General features: G+C 63.2%; 13 protein-coding genes and 1 pseudogene. All 14 read left to right on the top strand.

Features of this window, described 5'->3' with window-relative positions; all coding sequences use genetic code 11:
* The first annotated feature begins 1 nt into the window (after window position 1).
* Entirely contained in the window at window positions 2–1150 is a 1149-nt protein-coding gene (lpxB, locus tag ACE3OV_RS12265; RefSeq protein ID WP_374327470.1) for a lipid-A-disaccharide synthase, read from the top strand.
* On the top strand, window positions 1138–1728 hold the full coding sequence (gene rnhB, locus ACE3OV_RS12260) for a ribonuclease HII (protein ID WP_374327469.1): 591 nt from the start codon (window positions 1138–1140) through the stop codon (window positions 1726–1728). Before lpxB ends, rnhB begins: the two co-directional genes overlap by 13 nt.
* Complete coding sequence (locus ACE3OV_RS12255) at window positions 1725–2495, top strand: TrmH family RNA methyltransferase (protein WP_374327468.1); 771 nt, start codon at window positions 1725–1727, stop codon at window positions 2493–2495. The genes rnhB and ACE3OV_RS12255 overlap by 4 nt, the downstream gene beginning before the upstream one ends.
* Before the next feature lie 114 nt (window positions 2496–2609).
* Window positions 2610–10052 (top strand): SDR family NAD(P)-dependent oxidoreductase, encoded by a 7443-nt coding sequence (locus ACE3OV_RS12250; protein WP_374327466.1) that lies wholly within the window; start codon window positions 2610–2612, stop codon window positions 10050–10052.
* 102 nt (window positions 10053–10154) lie between these two features.
* Window positions 10155–11588 (top strand): MBL fold metallo-hydrolase RNA specificity domain-containing protein, encoded by a 1434-nt coding sequence (locus ACE3OV_RS12245; protein WP_374327465.1) that lies wholly within the window; start codon window positions 10155–10157, stop codon window positions 11586–11588.
* A 114-nt stretch (window positions 11589–11702) separates the two neighbouring features.
* Window positions 11703–12806, top strand: coding sequence for a sugar phosphate nucleotidyltransferase (locus tag ACE3OV_RS12240; protein ID WP_374327463.1), 1104 nt, complete (start codon window positions 11703–11705; stop codon window positions 12804–12806).
* Between the two features lie 260 nt (window positions 12807–13066).
* Window positions 13067–14890, top strand: a complete 1824-nt coding sequence (gene glmS, locus ACE3OV_RS12235) for a glutamine--fructose-6-phosphate transaminase (isomerizing) (RefSeq protein WP_374327462.1) — start codon at window positions 13067–13069, stop codon at window positions 14888–14890.
* A gap of 23 nt (window positions 14891–14913) precedes the next feature.
* Entirely contained in the window at window positions 14914–16233 is a 1320-nt protein-coding gene (locus tag ACE3OV_RS12230; RefSeq protein ID WP_374327461.1) for an aminotransferase class I/II-fold pyridoxal phosphate-dependent enzyme, read from the top strand.
* A 5-nt stretch (window positions 16234–16238) separates the two neighbouring features.
* Window positions 16239–17027, top strand: coding sequence for an ABC transporter permease (locus ACE3OV_RS12225; protein ID WP_374327460.1), 789 nt, complete (start codon window positions 16239–16241; stop codon window positions 17025–17027).
* A complete protein-coding gene (locus ACE3OV_RS12220) occupies window positions 17024–17689 on the top strand; it encodes an ABC transporter ATP-binding protein (RefSeq protein WP_374327459.1) in 666 nt (221 codons plus the stop codon). Before ACE3OV_RS12225 ends, ACE3OV_RS12220 begins: the two co-directional genes overlap by 4 nt.
* On the top strand, window positions 17686–18849 hold the full coding sequence (locus ACE3OV_RS12215; RefSeq protein ID WP_374327458.1) for a hypothetical protein: 1164 nt from the start codon (window positions 17686–17688) through the stop codon (window positions 18847–18849). The genes ACE3OV_RS12220 and ACE3OV_RS12215 overlap by 4 nt, the downstream gene beginning before the upstream one ends.
* Window positions 18850–18854: 5 nt before the next feature.
* Window positions 18855–20579 (top strand): polysaccharide biosynthesis/export family protein, encoded by a 1725-nt coding sequence (locus tag ACE3OV_RS12210; protein WP_374327457.1) that lies wholly within the window; start codon window positions 18855–18857, stop codon window positions 20577–20579.
* Entirely contained in the window at window positions 20576–21742 is a 1167-nt protein-coding gene (wecB, locus tag ACE3OV_RS12205) for a non-hydrolyzing UDP-N-acetylglucosamine 2-epimerase (protein ID WP_374327455.1), read from the top strand. Before ACE3OV_RS12210 ends, wecB begins: the two co-directional genes overlap by 4 nt.
* A pseudogene (locus ACE3OV_RS12200) lies at window positions 21735–21956 on the top strand (UDP-N-acetyl-D-mannosamine dehydrogenase); the annotation flags it as partial. The gene wecB and the pseudogene ACE3OV_RS12200, both read left to right, overlap by 8 nt.

Raw genomic sequence — 21956 nt, 5'->3', positions numbered from 1 at the left:
CATGACGGCCGTGCTCCGTATTGCACTGGTGGCCGGCGAGGCCTCCGGCGACCTTCTGGGCGCCCATCTGATCGCCGCGCTGAAGAGCCGCTTGCCTGATGCCGTCTTTTTCGGCATCGGCGGCCCGCGCATGCAGGGGCAGGGGATGGACTGCTGGTGGCCGATGGGCAAACTGTCGGTCATGGGCTACTGGGATGCGCTCAAGCACTACCGGGAAATCGCCGGCATCCGGCGCAAGCTGAAGAAGCGTCTGCTCGAGCAGCGGCCGGACATCTTCATCGGCATCGACGCGCCGGATTTCAACCTCGACCTCGAAGCGGGCCTCAAGTCAGCAGGCATTCCCACCATCCATTACGTCAGTCCGTCGATCTGGGCCTGGCGGGGCAAGCGGATCAGGAAGATCGGCCGGGCCGTGCGCCGGGTACTGGCGCTGTTTCCGATGGAGCCGCCGCTCTACCAGCAGGCGGGGATTCCCGTCAGCTACGTCGGTCACCCGTTGGCCGACAGCATTCCGCTGGAAACCAATCGCCAGGCAGTCCGTGAAAAGCTGGCGCTGCCGCGCGCCCTGCCGATCTTCGCGCTGCTGCCCGGTAGCCGCCAGGGCGAACTGGGTGCCATGGCCGACACCTTCGTGCAGACGGCGCGGCTGATTCGCGAACGCTACCAGCCCGATGCCGTCTTCGTCGTGCCGCTGGCCACCCGCGAAACCCGCTTGCAGTTCGAAGCTGCCATCCATCGCGGCCAGGCGGCGGACATTCCTTTCCGCCTGCTCTTCGGCCATGCCCAGGATGCCGTCGGCGCCGCCGACGTCGCCCTCGTCGCCAGCGGTACGGCGACCCTGGAAGCGGCGCTGATCAAGCGGCCGATGGTGATCACCTACAAGATCGCCAAGTTTTCCTACTGGCTGATGAAGCGCATGGCCTACCTGCCTTACGTCGGCCTGCCCAACGTTCTTTGCGGCCGCTTCGTGGTGCCGGAAATCCTGCAGGACGAGGCGACTCCGGAAAATCTCGCCGAAGCGCTGAACAAGCTTTACGAAGACGAGGAAGCGGCGACGGCGATCGAGGCGGCGTTTACCGACCTCCACCTGCAGTTGCGCCAGAACACCGCCGAGAAGGCGGCGCAGGCGGTGATCGAATGCCTGAACTGATCGTACCCGACGGTCTCGTCTGCGGCGTGGACGAAGCCGGGCGCGGACCGCTCGCCGGGCCGGTCGTCGCGGCGGCGGTGATCCTTGACCCGGCGCGGCCGATCGTCGGTCTCAACGATTCGAAAAAGCTCTCCGAGCGGCGGCGTGCGGCGCTGGCCATCGAAATCCGCGAGAAGGCGCTGGCCTGGGCGGTAGCCGAGGCCAGTGTCGAGGAAATCGACCGCCTCAACATCCTGCACGCCAGCCTGCTTGCCATGCAGCGCGCCGTCGCCGGGCTCGGTGTGGCGCCGGAGCGGGCGCTGATCGACGGCAACCGTTGCCCGCGCCTGCCGGTTCCCGCCGAAGCCGTGGTCAAGGGCGACGGCAAGATCGCCTCGATCGCCGCCGCGTCGATCCTCGCCAAGACCGTCCGCGACGCCGGCATGCTCGTCCTGCACGAGCAGTATCCGCACTATGGTTTCGACCGTCACATGGGCTATCCGACGCCGGCGCATTTCGCCGCCCTCGAAGCGCATGGCGCGTCGCCGGTGCATCGCCGGAGCTTCGCCCCGGTCGCCCGCCAGCTGTCGCTGCTGTGAAGCTGATCCAGTCGCGCGACAACGCCTACTACAAGCAGCTCAAGCGGCTCGCCGAATCCGGCCGCGAGCGCAGGAAGCGCGGCCGGACGCTGCTCGACGGCCTGCATCTGGCGCAGGCCTGGGAGGCGCAGCGCGGGCCGCTGAGCGAACTGGTGGTCGCCGAATCGGCGCTGGGCGGGGGCGAGGTCGCCGACTGGCTCGCTGGCCGCGATTGCACGGTGATCGGCGACGCCTTGATGCGCGAACTGGGCATCGTCGATACGCCGAGCGGCCTGCTGGCCGTCGTCGATACCCCGCAGCCGGCGGCTGCCGCCGATCCCGACGGTGATGCCGTTCTTCTCGACGGCGTCCAGGACCCCGGCAACCTCGGCAGCTTGTTGCGCAGCGCCGCCGCCGCCGGTGTCGGCCAGGTGCTGCTGGCGCCCGGCTGCGCCGCCGCCTGGTCGCCGAAAGTCCTGCGTGCCGGGCAGGGCGCGCATTTTGTCCTGAGCATCCACGAAGACCGGGACCTCGCCGATTTCATGACCGCTTACCGGGGAACGACGCTGGCGACCACGCTCGAGCGGGCCACTTCGCTCTATGCAGCGTCCTGGGCCGGGCCGCTCGCCTGGGTGTTCGGCGCCGAAGGACGGGGCGTCAGTCCGGCGCTGATCGAGCGTGCCGGACTGCGCATCCACATTCCGATGCCGGGCGCGGTCGAATCGCTCAACGTCGGTGCGGCAGCGGCGGTTTGCTTGTTTGAAATGGTGCGGCGACGTCTTGCATGAAGGCGTTTCGTTGGATGCGATGCGTTTCAGCGGTTACTATTGTGGCAACGCACAAAATTCGTTCTCTCGAGAAGACGGGTTTTGTTGCCGGCATGCGATACAAGAGAAAACTACATGAACAACGATAACATCGCGATCGTCGGGATCGCCTTCCGTTTCCCCGGAGACATGTCCAACGAGGCGGAATTCTGGCAGGCACTTGCCGGCCGCCGTGATCTGGTCACCGAAGTTCCCGCCAGCCGCTGGGCAACCGAACGGCTGCAGCATCCCCAGCGCAACGAGCCGGGCCGCAGCATCACTTTCGCCGCTGGCGTGCTTTCCCGGATCGACGAATTCGATGCCGCCTTCTTCGGCATTTCACCGCGCGAAGCGACCTGCCTCGACCCGCAGCAACGCCTGCTGCTCGAACTCGCCTGGGAGGCGATGGAAAACGCCGGCAACCCGCCCAGTCAGCTGGCCGGCAGCGATTGCGCGGTCTATGTCGGGATTTCGGGGATGGATTACGCCAACCGTTCGATGGACGACGTTGCCGTACTCAGCGCCCATTCGATGACCGGCAACACGTTGAGCATCGCTGCCAACCGGCTTTCCTACGTCTTCGACCTGCACGGGCCGTCGCTGGCGGTCGATACTGCCTGTTCCTCGTCGCTGGTCGCGCTGCACCACGCCTGCACCGCCCTGCGCACTGGCGAGGCCTCGCTGGCCCTGGCCGGTGGCGTCAGCATCCTGCTCCATCCGCATCCCTTCATCGGCTTCACCAAGGCGTCGATGCTCTCCGCCGGCGGTCGCTGCAAGACCTTCGACGCCAGCGGCGATGGTTATGTGCGCGGTGAGGGTGGCGGACTCCTGCTGCTCAAGCCCTTGTCCCGGGCGCTTGCCGACGGCGACCGGATTCATGCGGTGATCCGCGGTTCCGGCGTCAATGCCGACGGCAGCCGCAAGACCGGGCTGACCATTCCCAGCATCGACGGTCAGGTCGAACTGATGCGCCAGGTGCTGGCCCGCCACGAGCTCGACCCCGCTGCCGTCGATTACCTCGAAGCCCACGGCACCGGTACGGCGATCGGCGATCCGATCGAAACCGCCGCCATCGGCGCCGTCTATGGCCAGGCGCGGGCCGCCGACGATCCCCTGCCGATCGGTTCGGTGAAAACCAACGTCGGCCACCTCGAGCCGGCTTCCGGCATGGCCGGGCTGGTCAAGGCGCTGCTCGTCCTCAAGCACCGCGAAGTGCCGCCGTCGTTGCACCTGGAAAACCCCAACCCGAAGATCGACTTCGCCGGCTGGCACCTGCACGCGGTCAATGCGCCGTATTCGCTGGCCGACCGTGCTGCCCGCAAGCCGCTCATGGTCGGCGTCAACTCCTTCGGTTTCGGCGGTGCCAACGCGCATGTGCTGCTTGAGGAATACCGGCCGCCCGCCAGTGCTGACGCCGCACCGGCAACGGCCGGACTGCCGCTGGTCCTGTCCGCGCGCAGCGTGCCCGCCTTGCGTGCCATGGCGGCGGCCTACGCGGCGCGCCTCGCCGAACCAGTCGATATCTACGATCTCGCCTGGTGCGCCGCGCACCGCCGCGACTGGCTCGAACAGCGTCTGGCCGTGCGCGTCGATGACCGCCAGTCGGCGGCGCAGGCGCTGCTGAGCTACGCTGAAGGCGGTGAGGCCGGCGGTGTGGTCGAGGAAGCGCCCGCCGCTTCCGGCAAGCTTGCCTTCATCTACGCCGGCAACGGTTCGCAGTGGGTCGGCATGGGGCAGATGCTGCTGGCCGAAAGCCCGCGTTTCCGCCAACTGATCGAGGAGCTGGAAGCACCGGTCCTGGCCGGCTCGGGAATCTCGCTGCTCGGCGAACTGCAGGCTGCTGCCGCAGACGCGCGCATGGACGATACCGGCGTCGCGCAGCCGACGCTGTTCGCGCTGCAGTATGCGCTGACCATGTTGTTGCGCGAGCAGGGCATCGTTGCCGATTTCACTGCCGGTCACAGCGTTGGCGAAATCGCTGCCGCCTGGGCGGCCGGTGCCTTGAGCCGTGACGAGGCGGTGCGCGTCATCTGCGCGCGCAGCGCCGCCCAGGCCCTGACTCGCGGCGCCGGCCGGATGGCCGCCGTCGCCATCGGCGAGGAAAGCCTGCGTAGCCTGCTTGCCGAGCACGGCCTGGAAAGCATCGAGATCGCCGGCATCAACAGTCCGCAGAACCTCACCGTTTCCGGCCCACTCGCCGCGCTCGAACAACTGTCGCCGCTGCTGCGCGCGCGCGGCGCCGCCTTCCGCCTGCTCGAGCTCGACTATGCCTTCCACAGCGCGGCGATGGAGCCGACGCGTGAAATGCTGCTGGCGTCGCTGGCTGATTTCGCGCCGCAAGCGGCAGCTTCGCGCACCCAGTTCGTCTCGACGGTGACCGGCCAGGTCTGCGCCCAGCCGCTCGATGCCGCCTACTGGTGGGACAACGTCCGCCAGCCGGTGCGCTTCGCCGATGCCGTCGGTGCCATGGCAGCGGCCGGGGCCGGCATTTTTGTCGAGATTTCGCCCAACGCAATTCTCCAGCGTTACCTCAAGGAATGCCTGGCGGCGGCCAAGCTCCCGGGGCGCCTGCTGCCTTCGCTGCGCAAGAACGACGATGGCCTAGAGCGGGTCGAGGAACTTGTCTTGCGCCTGCAACTGCTCGGCGGCGTCGACCGTCTGGGCACGCTTTTCCCGGTCGCCGGACGTTTCGTCGAGCTGCCGTTCTATCCCTGGCAGCGCGAGCGCTACTGGCAGGAGCAGACTGCCGAGGGCTACCGGCTGATCGAGCGCGACCGGGTTCATCCGCTGCTCGGCTGGGCGCTCAAGGATGCGCCGGCGGCCTGGGAAAACCTGCTCGATCCGCGCGTCGATCTCTGGCTCAACGAGCACCGCGTCGGCGGTGCCGTCGTTCTGCCTGGCGCCGCCTACGTCGAGCTGGCGCTGGCCGCGTCGCAGCAGTTCTACGGCGGCGACAGCATCGAACTCGAACAGCTCGACATCATTTCGCCGGTGGTCTTCGACGAAGCCCATGGGCGCAGCATCCGCCTCGACCTTAACCCGCGCGACGGGAGCTTCCAGATCCGTAGCCGGCAACGCTTGAGCGACGACGAATGGTCGCTGCACGCCGCCGGCCGGCTGCTTGGCACGATGAGCGTGGCGCTGACGACGCGGCCGCTGGTCGCCATCGACCCGGCCATCGCCATTGATCACGACACCCACTACCGCCTGGCTGGCGAACTCGGTCTCGACTATGGCGGCGCCTTCCGTGGCCTGGCCAGTGCCAGCCACGACGACGTCCGCTTGAGCGGCGAGTTCGTCGCCGTTACCGATGCCGACGACTGGCTGCTGGCGCCAGCCAGACTCGACGTCTGCTTCCAGTCGCTGCTCGATTTCCATCGGCAGGAGATCGAATCCGGCAACGGCGTACCGCTGTTGCCGGTCAAGGTTGGTCGCCTGCAATTGCGGCTTGGTGCCGGGCCGGTCGTCGCTTTCCGCACCCAGCTGCGCAAGCGCAGCCTGCGCTCGGTGCTCGCCGATTTCGAACTGTTCGACGCTGTCGGCCAGTGTGTCGCCCGTCTCGCCGGCTGCCGCTTCCGCGCGGCGGCGTTGCGCCGGGAAGGGCGGACGGCACCGGCGGCCTGGGAAATCGTCCCGACCCTGGTGGCGCATCCGTCGGCGACGCGCCAGGCGGCCTTCGCCAGCGGCACCGACTGGCCGGCAATTCTCGATCAGGCACTGCTCGCCCAGGAATCTCGCCTGCAGCGCCAGTCGGCGATCGGCGAAGCCTTGCCGCTGCTCGATGCGCTGGTCACCGCCTATGCCTTGCAGGCGATGGCCGGGCTGCTGCATGACGCGCCGGAAAGCGCCGGGCATTTCCTGGCCGGCGAGGGCTTTGCCAGCGAGGCGCAGCAGGCGCTGTTTGCCTGGACGCGCAGCCTGCTGGAAAGCCAGGAGCTGCTGCAGGTCAATGACGGCGTTCCCGAACTCGATGCCGACGCCTTGCCGGCGCCAGCCGAAATCTGGCGCACCCTGCTCGCCGAGTACCCGGACAGCCTGGGCGAACTGATCCTGGTTGCCGCTGCCGGCAGCCGGCTTGCCGACGTCCTGGCCGGGCGCAGCGACGCCGCCGCGCTTGCCGCGGCGCTCGCGCGCAGCCCGCAATGGGAAACCCTGCACGACGATTCGCTGAGCTATCTGGCGGCTCGCGTCGCCTGCGAAACACTGGTCGTTGAGGCGATGCGCCAACGCGACCCGACGCGCCGCCTGCGCGTTCTGGAAATCGCCGCCGGCGTGACGACGATTCCGCGCCAGATCGCCAGCACCATCGACGCCAACAGCATCGACTACTGGATTGCCCAGGCCGATCCCGAAATCCGCGACCGCCTCAGCCGCGATTACCAGGAGCACGACTGGGTGCAGGTCGCTGCGCTCGACGCCGAGGCCGTGCGCCTCGACGCCGCCGCCCTGCAGGGCGGGGATTTCGACCTCATCCTGCTGCGTCATGGGCTGTCGGCCAGTACCAATCCACGCGCGCTCTTGGGCATGCTGCAGGGCGTGCTGGCCGAAGGCGGCCTGCTTGTCGTCGGCGAACGCGCCAGCGATCCGGCGGGCAGCCTCCTTGCCGCCGGTCGCTCGCTGCCCGGCGCCGCCGCCTGGCAGGCGCTGCTCGAAGGCAGTGGTTTCGCCAATTGCCAGCTCTGGTACGAACCGGCTGCCGCCGACCTCGCCGCTGGCAGTTACCTGCTGCTGGCCGAGGGCGGCGCGCGCGCTGTCGAGCCGATGCCGGAAGCGCCACCCGCCGTTGCCGAATCCTGGCTGCTGCTCGCCGCCGAGCCGGCTGCCGCCGGCGTTGCCGCGTTGCAGGCTGCCCTGGCCGCCAGCGGCAGGACCGTGGAAATTGCCAGCGAACTGCCGGCCACCGCCAGCCCGGCGCACCTCGTCTGGCTGCCGGCCGCTGTCTCGGCCGACGATACGGAACCGACGCTGGCCTTCTTCGAACTGGTCCATCAGCTTGCCGCGCTTAGCCCGGTGCCGCAGCTGCACCTGCTGCTCGGCGGCGGAGCACCGGTCGACGGGCTGGCCGACGAACTGCCGCTGCAGCCGGCGCTGGCCGCCGTCTGGGGGCTGGCGCGCGTGGTCATGAACGAGATGCCCGGACTCACGCTGCAACTGATCGACTGCCCGCTGACTGGCGATGTCGCCGCGCTGTGCGCCGAACTGACGCAGCCCGATGGCGAAAGCGAGATCGTCCTGCGTCCGGCGGGGCGCCAGGTGCTGCGCATGCGCGCGACGCAGGTCGCTGCGCCGCCGGCTGCTGCCGAAAGTGAATCCCGCTACCGCCTCGATTTCCGCGTTCCCGGCCAGTTGCGCAACCTGCTCTGGCTGCAGACGCCGGCCGCGACGCTCGGCGCCAGGGAGATTGAAGTCCGCCCGCGGGCGACCGGCCTCAATTTCCGCGACATCATGTACGTCATGGGTCTCCTGCCCGACGAGGCGGTCGAGCACGGCTTCGCCGGCGCCAGCCTGGGGCTGGAATTTGCCGGCGTGGTCAGCCGGGTCGGCAGCGAAGTCACCGGCTTCAGGCCCGGCGATCCGGTGATGGGTTTTGGTTCCGCCTGCTTCGCCAGCCATGTCATCACCCGCGAAGATGCGCTGATGCCGATTCCCGACGGCTGGTCCTTCGCCGCCGCGGCGACGGTGCCGACCGTCTTCTTCACCGTTTATTACGCGCTCCACGAACTGGCTTGCCTGCAGCCCGGCGAACGCGTGCTGATCCACGGCGCCGCTGGCGGCGTCGGCATCGCCGCCGTACAACTGGCCCGCCATCTCGGCGCAGAAGTTTTCGCCACTGCCGGCAGCGACGAGAAGCGCCTCTTCGTCGAGCTGCTCGGCGCCGATCACGTGCTCGATTCGCGTAGCCTGGCCTTCGCCGAGGACATCCTGGCGCTGACCGGCGGCGAGGGCGTCGATGTCGTCCTCAACTCGCTGGCCGGCGAGGCGATCCGCCGCAACCTGCAGATCCTGCGTCCCTTCGGTCGCTTCCTCGAACTGGGCAAGCGCGATTTCTTCGAGAACACGCCGATCGGTCTGCGTCCGTTCAAGGACAACATCAGCTATTTCGGCATCGACGCCGACCAGTTGCTGATTGCCAAGCCGGCGCTCGCCGCCCGCCTGTTCGGTGAAGTCATGGCATTGTTCCGTGACGGCGTGCTGACGCCGCTGCCGGCGCGCGTCTTCCCGGCTGAACAGGTGGTCGACGCCTTCCGCTACATGCAGCAGGCGCGGCAGATCGGCAAGGTCGTCGTTTCCTTCGAGGACGCGCGGGTCGATGCCCAGCCGTTGTTCGCGCAGCGCCACGTAGCGCACTTCGATACTGCCGGCACTTACCTCTTGACCGGCGGCGTCGGCGGCTTCGGTCTCGAAACCGCCCGCTGGCTGGCCCGCCATGGCGCGGGGCAACTCGTCCTGGTCAGCCGGCGCGGCGCCGAAACGCCCGGAGCCGAGGCCGTTTGCCAGGAGCTCGAAGCGCTTGGCGCCCGCGTCCGCATCGTCGCTTGCGATGTCGCCGACCGTGCTGCGGTGACGCAATTGCTCGCCGGCCTGGCTGACCTGCCGCCGCTGAAGGGGATCTTTCACGCGGCGATGGTGATCGACGACGCACTGCTCGGCAACCTCGACGCCCAGCGCGTCGCCCGCGTTCTCGAACCGAAGATCAAGGGCGCCTGGCACCTGCACGAACTGACGCGCGACTGTCCGCTCGAGCATTTCGTCCTCTACTCGTCGATCACCACCAGCATCGGCAACCCGGGGCAGGCTTCCTACGTCGCCGCCAACACCTGGCTCGAAGCGCTGGCCGTGCTGCGTCGCCAGAGCGGCCTGCCGGCGACCTGCGTCGGCTGGGGGCCGATCGGCGATGCCGGTTACCTGACCCGCAATCAGGCGGTCAAGGACAGCCTCGCCAGCCGTCTCGGTGCGGCGCCGCTGGCGGTGGAAACGGCGCTTGCCATGCTCGGCGAAGTGCTAGTTGCCGGCAGCCCGAATCTGGCGCTGGCCGATTTCCACTGGCCGACGCTGGCGCGCCTCTTGCCGTCCAGTCACAGCCCGCGTTTCGCCGCGCTCTGGCGCAACGGCGACGAAGCGGCGAGCGGTCCGGAGAACCTCGAGGACTTCCGCAGCCTGATCGAAGGCAAGTCGCCGGATGAGGTCAGGCAACTGGTGCGTTCGCTGGTCACCCAGGAAGTCGCGCAGACGCTGGCGATCAACCCCGAGCGCATCGACGCCGGCCGTTCGTTGCACGATCTCGGCCTCGATTCGCTGATGGGCGTCGAACTCGCCCTCGGCCTGGAAAAGCGCTTCGGCGTCCAGGTGCCGGCGATGATGCTGAACGAGGGGCCGACCGTGGACCGCGTCACCGACCGTATCGTCGAGCGTCTCGGCGGCGGTGGAGAAGCGACGGACCTGGCCAGCACGGCAGCCGGCATGGCGGCGCAGCATGCGGCGGATGTCGCACCGGAAATGATCGCCGCACTGGTCGCCGACATCCGCAAGGAAAACTGAGCCTGAAGCCGGCGCGGCGGGAAATCCCCGTGCCGGTGATTGGCTGGAAGCGGCTGAATTATCCGTTTATCATGGCGCGTGATATCCATATGGAATTACGCGATGAACGATTTTTCCCTGCTGCACCATGGCGCCACCTCGGGTGTCACCGGCTCCTGCCATGAACTCCGGGCGGCTGATGGGAGCGCGCTGCTTGTTGATTGCGGCCTATTTCAGGGGGCCGAAGAAACGGCGGACAGCGCCTCAATCCGCCAGCCGGCGATCGATTTTCCGATTGCCGGCGTACATGCCCTGGTGATCACCCATGTGCATGTCGATCACGTCGGCAGACTGCCCTGGTTGCTGGCTGCCGGGTTCGACGGGCCGATCCTGTGCAGCGAAGCCTCGGCGGAACTGTTGCCGTTGGTCCTGGAAGATGCCATGAAGGTCGGTATCACCCCCGACCAGAGCCTGATCGAAAGGCTCGTCGCCCGTGTCCGGCAGCAGCTGGTCGCGCTGCCCTACAAGCAATGGCATGCGCCGGCGCCGGGCTGGCAGGTCAAGCTGCATCCGGCGGGTCATATCCTCGGTTCCGCCTACGTCGAAGTCCGGCTGTCCGGTGCGCTTGCCGCCAGCGCAAGCAGTGGCGACTGGCGCATCGTCTTTTCCGGCGATCTCGGCGCTCCCCATACCGCCTTGCTGCCGGCGCCGCGTCCGCCCTGGCGGGCCGATCTGCTGGTCCTTGAAAGCACCTATGGCGATCGTCTGCACCAAGGGCGGTCCGCACGTCGCCGGCTGCTCAGGCAGGTGATCGAACGCGCCCTGCGCAACCGCGGCACGGTGATGATTCCCGCCTTCAGCGTTGGACGCAGCCAGGAAATCCTCTACGATCTGGAAAGCATCATTGCCAGCCAGGCGCGGCAGGCGGATGCCGAAGTCGACTGGTCGGCGCTCGAAATCATCGTAGATTCACCGCTGGCGGCGCGCCTGACCGCCGCCCATGTCCGTCTGCGCCATCTCTGGGATGCCGAAGCCCGGCGCCGCGTCGAGCAGGGGCGTCATCCGCTGGCCTTCGAGCAGCTCTATACCGTCGATAGCCATGCCGAACACCGGCAGACCGTCGACTACCTGAGCCGCAGCGGCCGTCCCGCCGTCGTCATCGCCGCCGGCGGCATGTGTGCCGGCGGGCGGATCGTCAATTACCTCAAGGCGATGATCGGCGATCCCCGGCACGACATCGTCCTCGTCGGCTACCAGGCCGCCGGTACGCCGGGGCGGGCCATCCAGGATTTCGGACCGCGCGGCGGCTATGTCGATCTCGATGGCAGCCGCCACACCATCCGCGCCGCCGTGCACACCCTCAGCGGCTATTCCGCCCACGCCGATCAGGATGGCCTTTGCGCCTTCGTCAAGCGCATGCGTCATCCACCACGGCAGATTCGTCTGGTGCATGGCGAGGCGAAGGCCAAGCAGGCCCTGGGCGACCGCCTGCGCCAGATCCTGCCGGATGCGGAAATCTGCATTCCCGATGGCCTTGGCGCCGGCTGCTCGGCGTGACGTTTGCGTGGTCCTGTTTGTAAAATACTGTTAACATGCATGCCGACGCTATAAATCGCGAAGGCAAGGCAGAGACCGGGCGGTGTGTCTGGCTTTAGAAAAAGAGACTAAAAAATGGCAAAAGGATTGATTCTGGCGGCGGGCCAGGGGACGCGCGTGCGTCCATTGACCAAGTTCGTGCCCAAACCGATGGTGCCGATCCTCGGCAAGCCGGTCATGGAGTACCTGATCGAGCATCTCGAGCGTTACGGGATATGCGACATCATGGTCAACGTGGCATTCAATCACTACAAGATCGAAAACTACTTTGGCGATGGCCGGCGCTGGGGGGTTAACCTCGGTTACTCGTTCGAAGGGGCCCGCGATCACGGGGAAATCGTCCCCAAGGCCATGGGTTCGGCCGGCGGCATGCGCAAGATTCAGGATTTCGGCGGTTTCTTCGACGAAACGACGCTGGTCATCTGCGGCGATGCCCTGGTCGATCTCGATATCGGTGCCGCGCTGCATGAACACAAGGTCAAGGGCGCGCTGGCCTCCGTGGTGACGCTGGAAGTGCCGCTGGAAGATGTACCGAATTACGGCGTGGTGGTTACCGATGATGATGGACGGGTGCTGTCCTTCCAGGAAAAACCGAAGCCGGAGGAGGCGAGGTCGCGGCTGGCCAGCACCGGCATCTACATTTTCGAGCCGGCAGTGCTCGAGCTGATTCCCCAAGGCGTTCCCTTCGACATCGGCAGCGAGCTGTTCCCGCTACTGGTCGAGAAAGGCTTGCCCTTCTACGCCCAGAAGCGTTTTTTCAACTGGATCGACATCGGCCGTCTCAACGACTACTGGGAAGTCTCGCAGCGCGTGCTGCGCGGCGAAGTGGCACAGATGGACATGCCCGGTAAAGAAGTCGAGCCGGGGGTCTGGGTCGGTCTCAATACCTCGATTGCCTGGGAAAGTTCGAAGCTGGTCGGGCCGATCCACATCGGCTCCAACGTACGCATCGATCCCGGGGTGTCGATCATCGGCCCGGCGTGGATCGGCCACGGTAGCCACATCCGTTCCGGAACGCGGATCGAACGCTGCATCATCTTCGAATACACGCGCATCGGCGACGCCCAGAGCCTGCGCGAGATGATCGTCTCGCCGCAATACTGCGTCGGCCGCGATGGCGTTGCACACTACCTGGGCGAGGACGATTCGCCTTACCGCTGGGGAGATGCGCGCGGTTGATTGCTGTCTGCTGCCGGCGGACCTGAGGTTTCGCTGGCAAGGCCATCAGCATGGCTTTTGTGATATCTTCTTCGCGCCGTGTTTTTGTGCGGTGCAATATCCAAACAGGATTCGCACCGGATGCAGTATTTCTGATAATTGGTCGCGGGGATGAGTGCGATTTGGCTCCTTTCCGACTGACAGCGGTTCGAATTTGAGTGTGTCAGTGGCTTCTCGCGTTTAACGAGGGGCGCGGTGAGAGATTGAAAGGTGCGATTGGCATGTGTGGCATTGTTGTTGCTGCGGCGGTTAGAAACATCATTCCCGTACTCGTCGAAGGTTTGAAAAGGCTAGAGTATCGAGGTTACGATTCCGCAGGACTGGCATTTGTTGGCGCGCAGTCAATCGAACGGGTCCGTTCCGTAGGGCGGGTGGCAGAACTGGAAGGTGCAACCAGCGGGCTCAGTGCCGGTACCGGAATCGCGCATACTCGCTGGGCGACACACGGTGCTCCATCGGAGCGCAACGCTCACCCACATGTCTCGGGTCACATTGCCGTTGTGCACAACGGCATCATTGAAAACTACGAGAGCTTGCGCGAGGAACTCGGTGCTCAGGGTTACCTGTTTACTTCGGATACCGACACCGAAAGCATTGCGCATCTGATCGAGTCGATCATGCGGAGCGAGCCAGACCTGTTCACAGCCGTCCAAATGGCCTGCAAGCGTCTGGTTGGTGCTTACGCCATCGGAGTGATTGACCAGCGTTGTCCGGATCGAACCGTCGTCGCGCGCGAAGGCTCACCGCTGCTTCTTGGCGTGACCGAGGACGGTAATTTTGCGGCATCTGATGCCTCCGCCCTGTTGCAGGTAACACGCAACATGATCTACCTGGAAAATGGCGATGTCGCGGAATTGACCCCCAGGTCCATCCGCATCGTCGGCGCCGACGGCTGCGCGGTGAATCGTCCGGTGTCGGTATCCGCCTTGTCGGCGGCAGCGGTGGAACTCGGTTCCTATCAGCATTTCATGCAGAAGGAGATTTTCGAACAGCCCGAGGCTTTGGCCAATACGCTCGAAATGATCGGCGGAAGCCGGAGTGTCCAGCCCGGAATATTTGGTGCGTCAGCCGTGGAATTCCTGGGGGAGGTCGATTCTGTCCTCATCCTTGCCTGCGGGACCAGCAGCCATTCCGGATTGACCGCACGCTACTGGCTGGAGGGGATCGCTGGCATACCTTGTTCTGTGGAGATTGCCAGCGAGTACCGTTACCGCTTGTCTGTCCCCAATCCTCGGCAGCTGGTCGTCGCCATTTCACAGTCCGGGGAGACGGCAGATACCCTGGCGGCGTTGCAATATGCGAAAAGTCGTGGGCACGACAAGACGCTGGCAATCTGCAATGTCCCGGAGTCGGCGATTGTTCGCGAATGTGCGATGCGTTTCGTGACGCGGGCAGGGCCTGAGATCGGCGTGGCGTCAACCAAGGCGTTTACTACCCAACTGGTTGCCCTGTTCGTTCTTACTCTGGTTCTGGCCAAACTTCGGGGGCGGTTGAGCGAGGCGGACGAAACCCGTTACCTTGAGGAGTTACGTCATCTGCCGGTTGCCGTTGGCAAGGTTCTGGCACTGGAACCTGAAATTGCCGGCTGGGCACAGAATTTTGCCAATAAGGGCGACGCCTTGTTCCTGGGGCGCGGTCGTCACTATCCGATTGCCCTGGAGGGGGCGCTCAAACTCAAGGAAATCTCCTACATCCATGCCGAAGCTTATCCTGCAGGAGAACTCAAGCATGGTCCGCTGGCGCTGGTCGATTCGGAGATGCCGGTGATTTCCGTCGCGCCCAACGATGAATTGCTGGAAAAACTGAAATCCAACCTGCAGGAAGTCAGGGCGCGGGGGGGCGAGTTGTACGTTTTTGCCGACGCAGATTCGGAAATTCAGGAAAGTCCGGGGGTGCATATTCTTCAGTTGCCGGAACATTACGGGCAGCTTTCACCGGTGCTTCACATCGTTCCATTACAATTACTTTCTTACCACGCGGCGCTGGTCAAGGGAACGGATGTCGATAAGCCACGCAATCTTGCCAAAAGCGTTACAGTTGAATAATTGTTTGCGGAGCAACTGAGCGCATGACCAAGCCAAATCTCGGACTCGTTGGCCAGGCCAGGGAGCAGCTCATCCGCAAGTTCCGCGATCGCCGGGGGGCGGGTGACGACACCCCTGGTACGCAGATTCCCGGGGCTGCGGCGCTCAGGATTCCCGAAGAATTCTGCCGCTTCGACAAATATCCGGATTACGAGAAGATCCTTCTGCAGCAAGCGGGCGCCCGTAAACTCGGGGTCGACAATCCCTTCTTCAAGTCGCACGACGGTCTGGCCGGCGCCACGTCGCAGATTGGCGGCAAGACGTACATCAATTTCTCCAGCTACAACTATCTGGGATTGTCTGGCGATGCGCGGGTTAATCAGGCCTGTCGCGACGCCCTCGAGCGCTACGGTACATCCCCTTCGGCCAGCCGACTGGTAGCGGGAGAGCGTCCCGTTCAGCGCGATCTCGAACTGGCGCTGGCTGCCGTCTATGGGGTGGAGGATTGCCTGGTATTCGTCAGCGGGCATGCCACCAACGTCACCACCATCGCCACCTTGTTCGGGCCCAAGGATCTCGTCGTTCACGACAGCCTCAGCCACAACAGCATCTTCGAAGGGATCAAGCTCTCCGGTGCCACGCGGCGCGCTTTCAAGCACAACGATCCAGCATCGCTGGAAGCCATCCTGGCCGAGATCCGCGGCAATTTCGAACGCGTGCTGATCGTCATCGAAGGGCTTTACAGCATGGATGGCGATATCCCGGACCTGCCGCGCTTCATCGACATCAAGAACCGCTACAGGGCTTTCCTGATGGTTGACGAGGCGCATGCCCTCGGCGTGCTGGGGCAAACCGGCAAGGGCCTGCACGAGCATTTCGGGGTGGCAGGCAGCGCCGTCGATATCTGGATGGGAACCCTCAGCAAGTCGCTGGCCAGTTGTGGCGGCTATATTGCCGGGAACAAGGCGCTCGTCGAGATACTCAAGTATTCGGCGCCGGGTTTCGTCTATAGCGTTGGTTTGCCGCCGGTGATGGCTGCGGCTGCGCGGACCGCACTGGATATTCTGGAGCGCGAACCGGAACGGGTGACCCGCCTGCGTGAGATGGGCAAATACTTTCTTGACACGGCGCGTGCCGCCGGTATCGATACCGGCTATTCGCAAGGCTATTGCGTGACCCCCGCCATCATCGGTTCTTCGCTCAAGTCGGTACAACGCTCGAGCAAGCTGTTTGCCAGTGGGGTCAATGTCCAGCCGATCATCTACCCGGCAGTCGAGGAACGCGCTGCCCGATTGCGTTTCTTCATCTGTTGCCAGCACACGCAGTCGCACATCGACACGGCGATTCGCCTGCTCACGGATTGAACCCCATGGCCGAACCTTATCGCTCCTCACTCAGCATCACCTTCTCGGTCTGGCGGGCGCTTTTCCTGCGGGAGGCGCTGACGCGGATCAGTGGTGGCCGGGGGCGCTGGTTCTGGATTGTTGCTGAACCGCTGGCGCACATGGCGTTTCTGGCCTTTGTTTTTGCTGAAATACGCCACAGAGTTATTGCCGGGATAGATCCATATATTTGGATTGTTGTTGGATTATCGGCGTTTTTTATTTTTCGGCGTTCCGCAGTGCAGAGCATGTGGGCGATTGATGATAATCAGGCGATGTTTGTTTACCGACAGGTTCGCCCCGTCGATACAGTCTTTGTCCGCGCCGCGCTAGATGGTTTCTTGAACCTGTTGATCGGTTTGGTGGCCTTGGGTATTTTGGTGATGCTTCACCATGATGTTGTTCCGGAACAACCGCTGCTGGTTTTTTCTGGTGTTTTTGGAATATGGTTGCTGGGGTTGGGGTTTGGTTTGATTGCCTCGGTGCCAATCGTTCTGGTTCAGGAGACTAGTGTTTTCCTGAATTTTCTCATGCTGCCACTTTACCTGGCTTCAGGGGTGATTTTTCCGGTGGCGATGATTCCTCACCCGTATGCTCAATGGTTGGCATATAACCCCTTGGTGCATGCGCTTGAAACAATTCGCTTGGGTTTTTCTTCGAGTTACCATGTAATTCAAGGCCTCGATATGTCTTATGTTTATCTGTGGGCTTTGGTGTCGATATTTTTCGGTCTTGTACTGCAATTACGTTTTGCTGAACGAGTGGTTGCTCAATGATCCTGGTTGACAACGTTTACAAGCGCTACCTGACGGATCACGGTCCTGGCCCATGGATTCTTCGCGGGGTTAGCCTGAATATTCCAAAAAATGTCAGTGTGGGGCTGATTGGCCAGAATGGCGCCGGCAAGTCGACGCTTTTGCGCTTGATTGGCGGTAGCGATACACCTAATCGCGGCAGAATCGTACGAAACTGTAGGGTGTCTTGGCCCATGGGCCTGGTTGGTGGCCTGCATCTTGACCTGACTGGGCGCCAAAATGCCAAGTTCGTATGCCGTATTTTTGGCCATGATAAAGATATGGAGGAGAAGATTTCCTTCATTCAGGATTTTGCCGAAATTGGAAGGTACTTTGATGAACCGGTTCAAACTTATTCATCAGGTATGCGTTCTCGACTCAAGTTCGGGATTTCTTTGGCGTTTGAATTTGATGTCTATATATCAGATGAGGTTACCTCCGCTGGCGACAGGTCATTCAAGGCGAAGGCGTCAGCCGCATTTAGAAACCTTATGGAAAAACGCAGTTTGATCATGGTTTCTCACAGTGATGGGACTTTGCGCGAATTCTGTCAGGCAGGAATCTGGCTGCATCAGGGACAGGCTCACTGGTTTGATGATCTTGAAGAGGCCCTCCGGAATTATCACGAAAGTATCAAGTCATGATTGAAAAGCTGAAGGAAAATCCCCGGGTCAGGCGTATTCGTGCCTTGATCGACCGCATCAGCGAGGCGCTCGGGCCGGAAGTATTGCTCGAAAAGACCTTCGTTGTGGCGACGACCCTGATCGTTCTGGCGGCAATCTACTGGGGGATCATTGCCTCTGATCGCTATGTGTCGCAGGCCTCCGTAGAAATTAGCCGTACCGACATGGTTGGCGCAGCCAACGTCGATTTCGGGGCACTACTGACTGGTGTTGGCGGCAACAAGCAGGATCAGCTGATGCTGCGCGAATATCTGCGCTCCATCGACATGCTGAAGAAACTCGATGAGAAACTTGATCTACGCAAGCATTACAGCGATTCAGCGCGGGATTTTTTGACGCGCATGTGGGGCAAGGATACCGAGCTGGAAATGTTCCACGAACATTACCTTTCCCGGACCAGTATCGAGCTGGATGAATATTCCGGTCTGCTGTCGATCAAGGTCCAGGCCTACACGCCGGAGATGGCCAAGGCGATCGCTGATCTGCTGGTTGCCGAGGGCGAGCGTTACATGAACGAACTGGGGCACGCGGTAGCGCGTGACCAGGTGCGCTTCCTGGAAAAGCAGGTGGAGGAGATGGGGCAGCGGGCCATTGCGGCGCGTCGCGAACTGGTGGCTTATCAGAACGCCAAGGGCATCCTTTCGCCGCAAGCGATGGCAGAAACCTTGCAGACGACGGTGAGCCGGCTCGAAGCACAACTGACGGATCTCAAGGCAAGGCGTGCCGCGATGCTCGGTTACCTGAGCCCGCAGGCGCCGGGTATCGTTGATCTCAATCTGCAGATACAGGCCATTGAAAAGCAGATCGTGCAGGAACAGGGGCGACTGACATCGCCCAATGCAAAAACGCTCAACGTCATGCTGGAAGAGTACCAGCGCCTGGAGATGGCGGCCAAATTCGCCGAGGATGTTTACAAGTCGGCGCTTACCGCGCTGGAAAAAGGGCGGATCGAGTCGATGCGCACGCTGAAGAAGGTTGCCGTCCTGCAATCGCCGTCCCTGCCTGATTATCCGCTGCAGCCACGGCGCCTCTACAACATCGTCGCATTTGCCCTGACCATCCTGCTGATCGCGGGGATCGTGCATCTGCTGGCAGCCATCATTCGGGATCATAGGGATTGATCGTCATGCAAAAATCGATTCGAACCGGCTTGCTCATCGCGGGCCTCCTTTTCGCCGGACTCAACGCGGCAACCGGACAAACGCAGGATTCGACGGCGCGCGCTTCCAGTTTTCTGCTGCAACCGCAGTCTCCGGGGGGCGAGAAGCCGGTCAAAAAGGATAGCGCGCCCGCCGTCAAGCCGCTGGACAACCCGCCGCCACCGCTGGCTGTCACCGCCAATCCGAACCATGAAGTCTTTGGGGGTAATCTTTTTACCGGAACCTTTTCCAAGCAGAGTCCGGGACGCTTCAATCCTGACTATGCGCTGATGATCGGCGACCAGATCCAGCTCCGCCTCTGGGGGGGGTACGAATTCGACGGCGTGCTCGAAGTCGATGCCCAGGGCAATGTCTTCATCCCGCAAGTTGGCCCGGTCAAGGTGCTCGGCGTGACCAACAAGAATCTGCAAACCAAGGTCGAAGCGGCGACCAAGCGGATTTTCCGGGCCAATGTCGGTTGCTACGCCAGTCTGGCAGCGCCGCAGCCGGTGCGGGTCTTTGTTGGGGGCAACGTCAATCGGCCTGGCCTGTACGATGGCACCAGCATGGACAGCTTGCTTTCCTATCTGGATCGCGCCGGCGGCATTGACCTTGAGCGGGGCTCCTTCCTCAACGTGGTTGTCAAGCGCGGCGATCTGGAGCGGGCAAAAATCAATCTCTATAATTTTTTGCTGGAAGGGCGCATGCCGCTGATCCAGTTGGCGGAAGGTGACGTCATCTTCGTCCAGCCGCGCCAATCGACGGTCAAGGTCAGCGGGCTGGTGAGCAACGAGCGACGTTTCGAGTTCTCCGCCGAGACGCGGACCGTGGCAGACCTGGCACGCATTGCCAAGCCCAAGCCGGAGGCGACGCACGTGCGCGTGGTGCGCAATACCGGGGAAGTGCTCAATACCGAATATTATCCTCTGGACAAGGCGGCCGGCGTTGTCCTGCAAAATGGCGATGCCCTGGTCTTCACTGCCGACAAGAAGCCGGGCACGATCACGGTGCGTGTCGAGGGCGAACACCAGAGCCCGCAGGAATATGTTTTGCCCTATGGTGCCAAGTTTGGTGAATTGATCGGGCGCATTGAATTCACCGACAACGCGGATCGCGACAACTTGCAGCTGGTTCGACTCAGCGTCAAGGAACGGCAGCGGGAAATGCTGCAGGCGGCGCTGAGAAACCTCGAAACCTCGGTGCTGACTGCAAGATCCTCGACCAACGAAGAATCCCGCCTGCGCAAGGACGAAGCCGAGTTGATGCTGCAATGGGTGGAGCGAGCCAAGTACCTGGAGCCTCGTGGTCAGGTGATCGTGGCCCGGTCGGAAGATCGCGACAGTCTGCTGCTGGAAAACGGGGACGTCATCCGGGTGCCGAAGAACGACGGTCTGGTCCTGGTCAGCGGCGAAGTGGTATTCCCGAACGCGGTCGCCCATGACGCGAATTTCTCGCTCGACGATTACATCAAGGCCTCCGGGGGCTTTTCGCAAAGCGCCGACACCTCGCGCGTGATCATCGCCCATCGTGACGGCAGCTTCGAGGATACCGAGGGCGATCGCGCGTTCTGGTCCAGCGGGCCAAAGCTGCGCGCTGGCGACCAGATCCTGGTGCTGCCGAAGGTGGAAAGCAAGAGTGTTGAAATTGCCCGTGGCATCAGTCAGGTCATCTACCAGATTGCTGTCGTCGCCAAGGTTGCGTTCGGCCTATGAGGACGCCGGCCAGGGTTCTGGTCGTTTTCGGCACCCGGCCGGAAGCGATCAAACTGGCGCCGCTGGTTTGCCAGCTTAGGGGGTGTGCCGACCTCGCGGTCAAGGTTTGCGTGACGGCCCAGCACCGGGAGATGCTCGACCAGGTGCTGGGCCTGTTCGGGATTACGCCCGATTACGACCTCGATCTGATGCAGCCGAATCAGGGTCTTGCTGCTTTGTCGGCGATGGCAATGCAGGGGCTGGACCAGGTGCTCGCCGAATTCCAGCCTGACCTGTTGATCGTCCAGGGCGATACGACAACCACGCTGGTCGCGGCCCTGGCCGCGTATTACCGGCGGGTACCGGTATTTCATGTTGAAGCCGGCTTGCGTACCGACGATCTTCTCGCCCCCTGGCCGGAAGAAGGGAACCGGCGCATGGTGACCCGGCTGGCGGCCAGGCATTTCGCTGCGACGCCGGCGGCCCGCGACAACCTGCTGGGTGAAGGTGTTCCGGAATCCGACATCCGCCTTACCGGCAATACCGTCATCGACGCTCTGGTCTGGGTGCAGCAGTATCTGAGCGATACGCCTGTGTTGCAGCAGAAGTTGGGCGAGCGTTTTCCCTTTCTGGCTGGCGGCCGGCGTATGGTTCTGGTCACCGCGCATCGCCGTGAAAACTTCGGCGAGGGCTTTCAGCGGATTGGCCAGGCAATTGCCGAGCTTGCGGCACGTTATCCGGCAGTGGATTTCGTGTTTCCGGTCCATCCCAATCCCAACGTTCAGGAACCGGTTCGCCACTGGTTGGCGCATCTGCCCAACGTGGCGCTGCTGCAACCCCTTGAATATCAGGAATTCGTCTTTCTGATGGGGCAGGCTTACCTGATTCTGACCGATTCCGGCGGGGTGCAGGAAGAGGCACCTTTCCTGGGCAAGCCGGTGTTGTTGATGCGCGATTGCACCGAGCGTCCGGAGGCGGTGGCTGCCGGGAGCTCTCGCCTTGTCGGTACGGACAGGCATAAGATTGTGACAAGCGTTGTCGAGTTGCTCGAAGACCCGGCGCGTTATTCAGTCATGGCCAGGAAGCGCGAGCTCTATGGGGATGGGTGCGCGAGCGCGCGCATCGTCGGAGAAATCCGCGCCTTCCTTGGTTTGCAAGCAGCACAGGAGATGATTCATGCATAGTCGCTGGCGCGACAGGAAAGTTTGCATGGTGGGGCTGGGCTACATCGGCCTGCCCACCGCCGCGGTTCTCGCGTCACGCGGGATAGTGGTGCATGGGGTTGATACCAATCCGCAGATCGTCGAAGCGGTCAATGGCGGTTGTGTGCGCATCGTCGAACCTGACCTCGACATGCTGGTCAGCGCCGCCGTCGCTCAGGGAAAGCTCAGTGCGTCG

The organism is Azonexus sp. (genome assembly GCF_041909095.1).
Taxonomy (GTDB): domain Bacteria; phylum Pseudomonadota; class Gammaproteobacteria; order Burkholderiales; family Rhodocyclaceae; genus Azonexus.
Note: the sequence above shows the minus strand (reverse complement) of the source record. Positions and strands in the feature narration are given on the sequence as shown.

What these genes read in the sequence shown, in the direction of transcription:
- lpxB (WP_374327470.1), top strand. Translation starts at nt 2, where the DNA reads ATGACGGCCGTGCTCCGTATTGCACTGGTGGCCGGCGAGGCCTCCGGC.
- rnhB (WP_374327469.1), top strand. Translation starts at nt 1,138, where the DNA reads ATGCCTGAACTGATCGTACCCGACGGTCTCGTCTGCGGCGTGGACGAA.
- ACE3OV_RS12250 (WP_374327466.1), top strand. Translation starts at nt 2,610, where the DNA reads ATGAACAACGATAACATCGCGATCGTCGGGATCGCCTTCCGTTTCCCC.
- ACE3OV_RS12245 (WP_374327465.1), top strand. Translation starts at nt 10,155, where the DNA reads ATGAACGATTTTTCCCTGCTGCACCATGGCGCCACCTCGGGTGTCACC.
- ACE3OV_RS12240 (WP_374327463.1), top strand. Translation starts at nt 11,703, where the DNA reads ATGGCAAAAGGATTGATTCTGGCGGCGGGCCAGGGGACGCGCGTGCGT.
- glmS (WP_374327462.1), top strand. Translation starts at nt 13,067, where the DNA reads ATGTGTGGCATTGTTGTTGCTGCGGCGGTTAGAAACATCATTCCCGTA.
- ACE3OV_RS12230 (WP_374327461.1), top strand. Translation starts at nt 14,914, where the DNA reads ATGACCAAGCCAAATCTCGGACTCGTTGGCCAGGCCAGGGAGCAGCTC.
- ACE3OV_RS12225 (WP_374327460.1), top strand. Translation starts at nt 16,239, where the DNA reads ATGGCCGAACCTTATCGCTCCTCACTCAGCATCACCTTCTCGGTCTGG.
- ACE3OV_RS12220 (WP_374327459.1), top strand. Translation starts at nt 17,024, where the DNA reads ATGATCCTGGTTGACAACGTTTACAAGCGCTACCTGACGGATCACGGT.
- ACE3OV_RS12215 (WP_374327458.1), top strand. Translation starts at nt 17,686, where the DNA reads ATGATTGAAAAGCTGAAGGAAAATCCCCGGGTCAGGCGTATTCGTGCC.
- ACE3OV_RS12210 (WP_374327457.1), top strand. Translation starts at nt 18,855, where the DNA reads ATGCAAAAATCGATTCGAACCGGCTTGCTCATCGCGGGCCTCCTTTTC.
- wecB (WP_374327455.1), top strand. Translation starts at nt 20,576, where the DNA reads ATGAGGACGCCGGCCAGGGTTCTGGTCGTTTTCGGCACCCGGCCGGAA.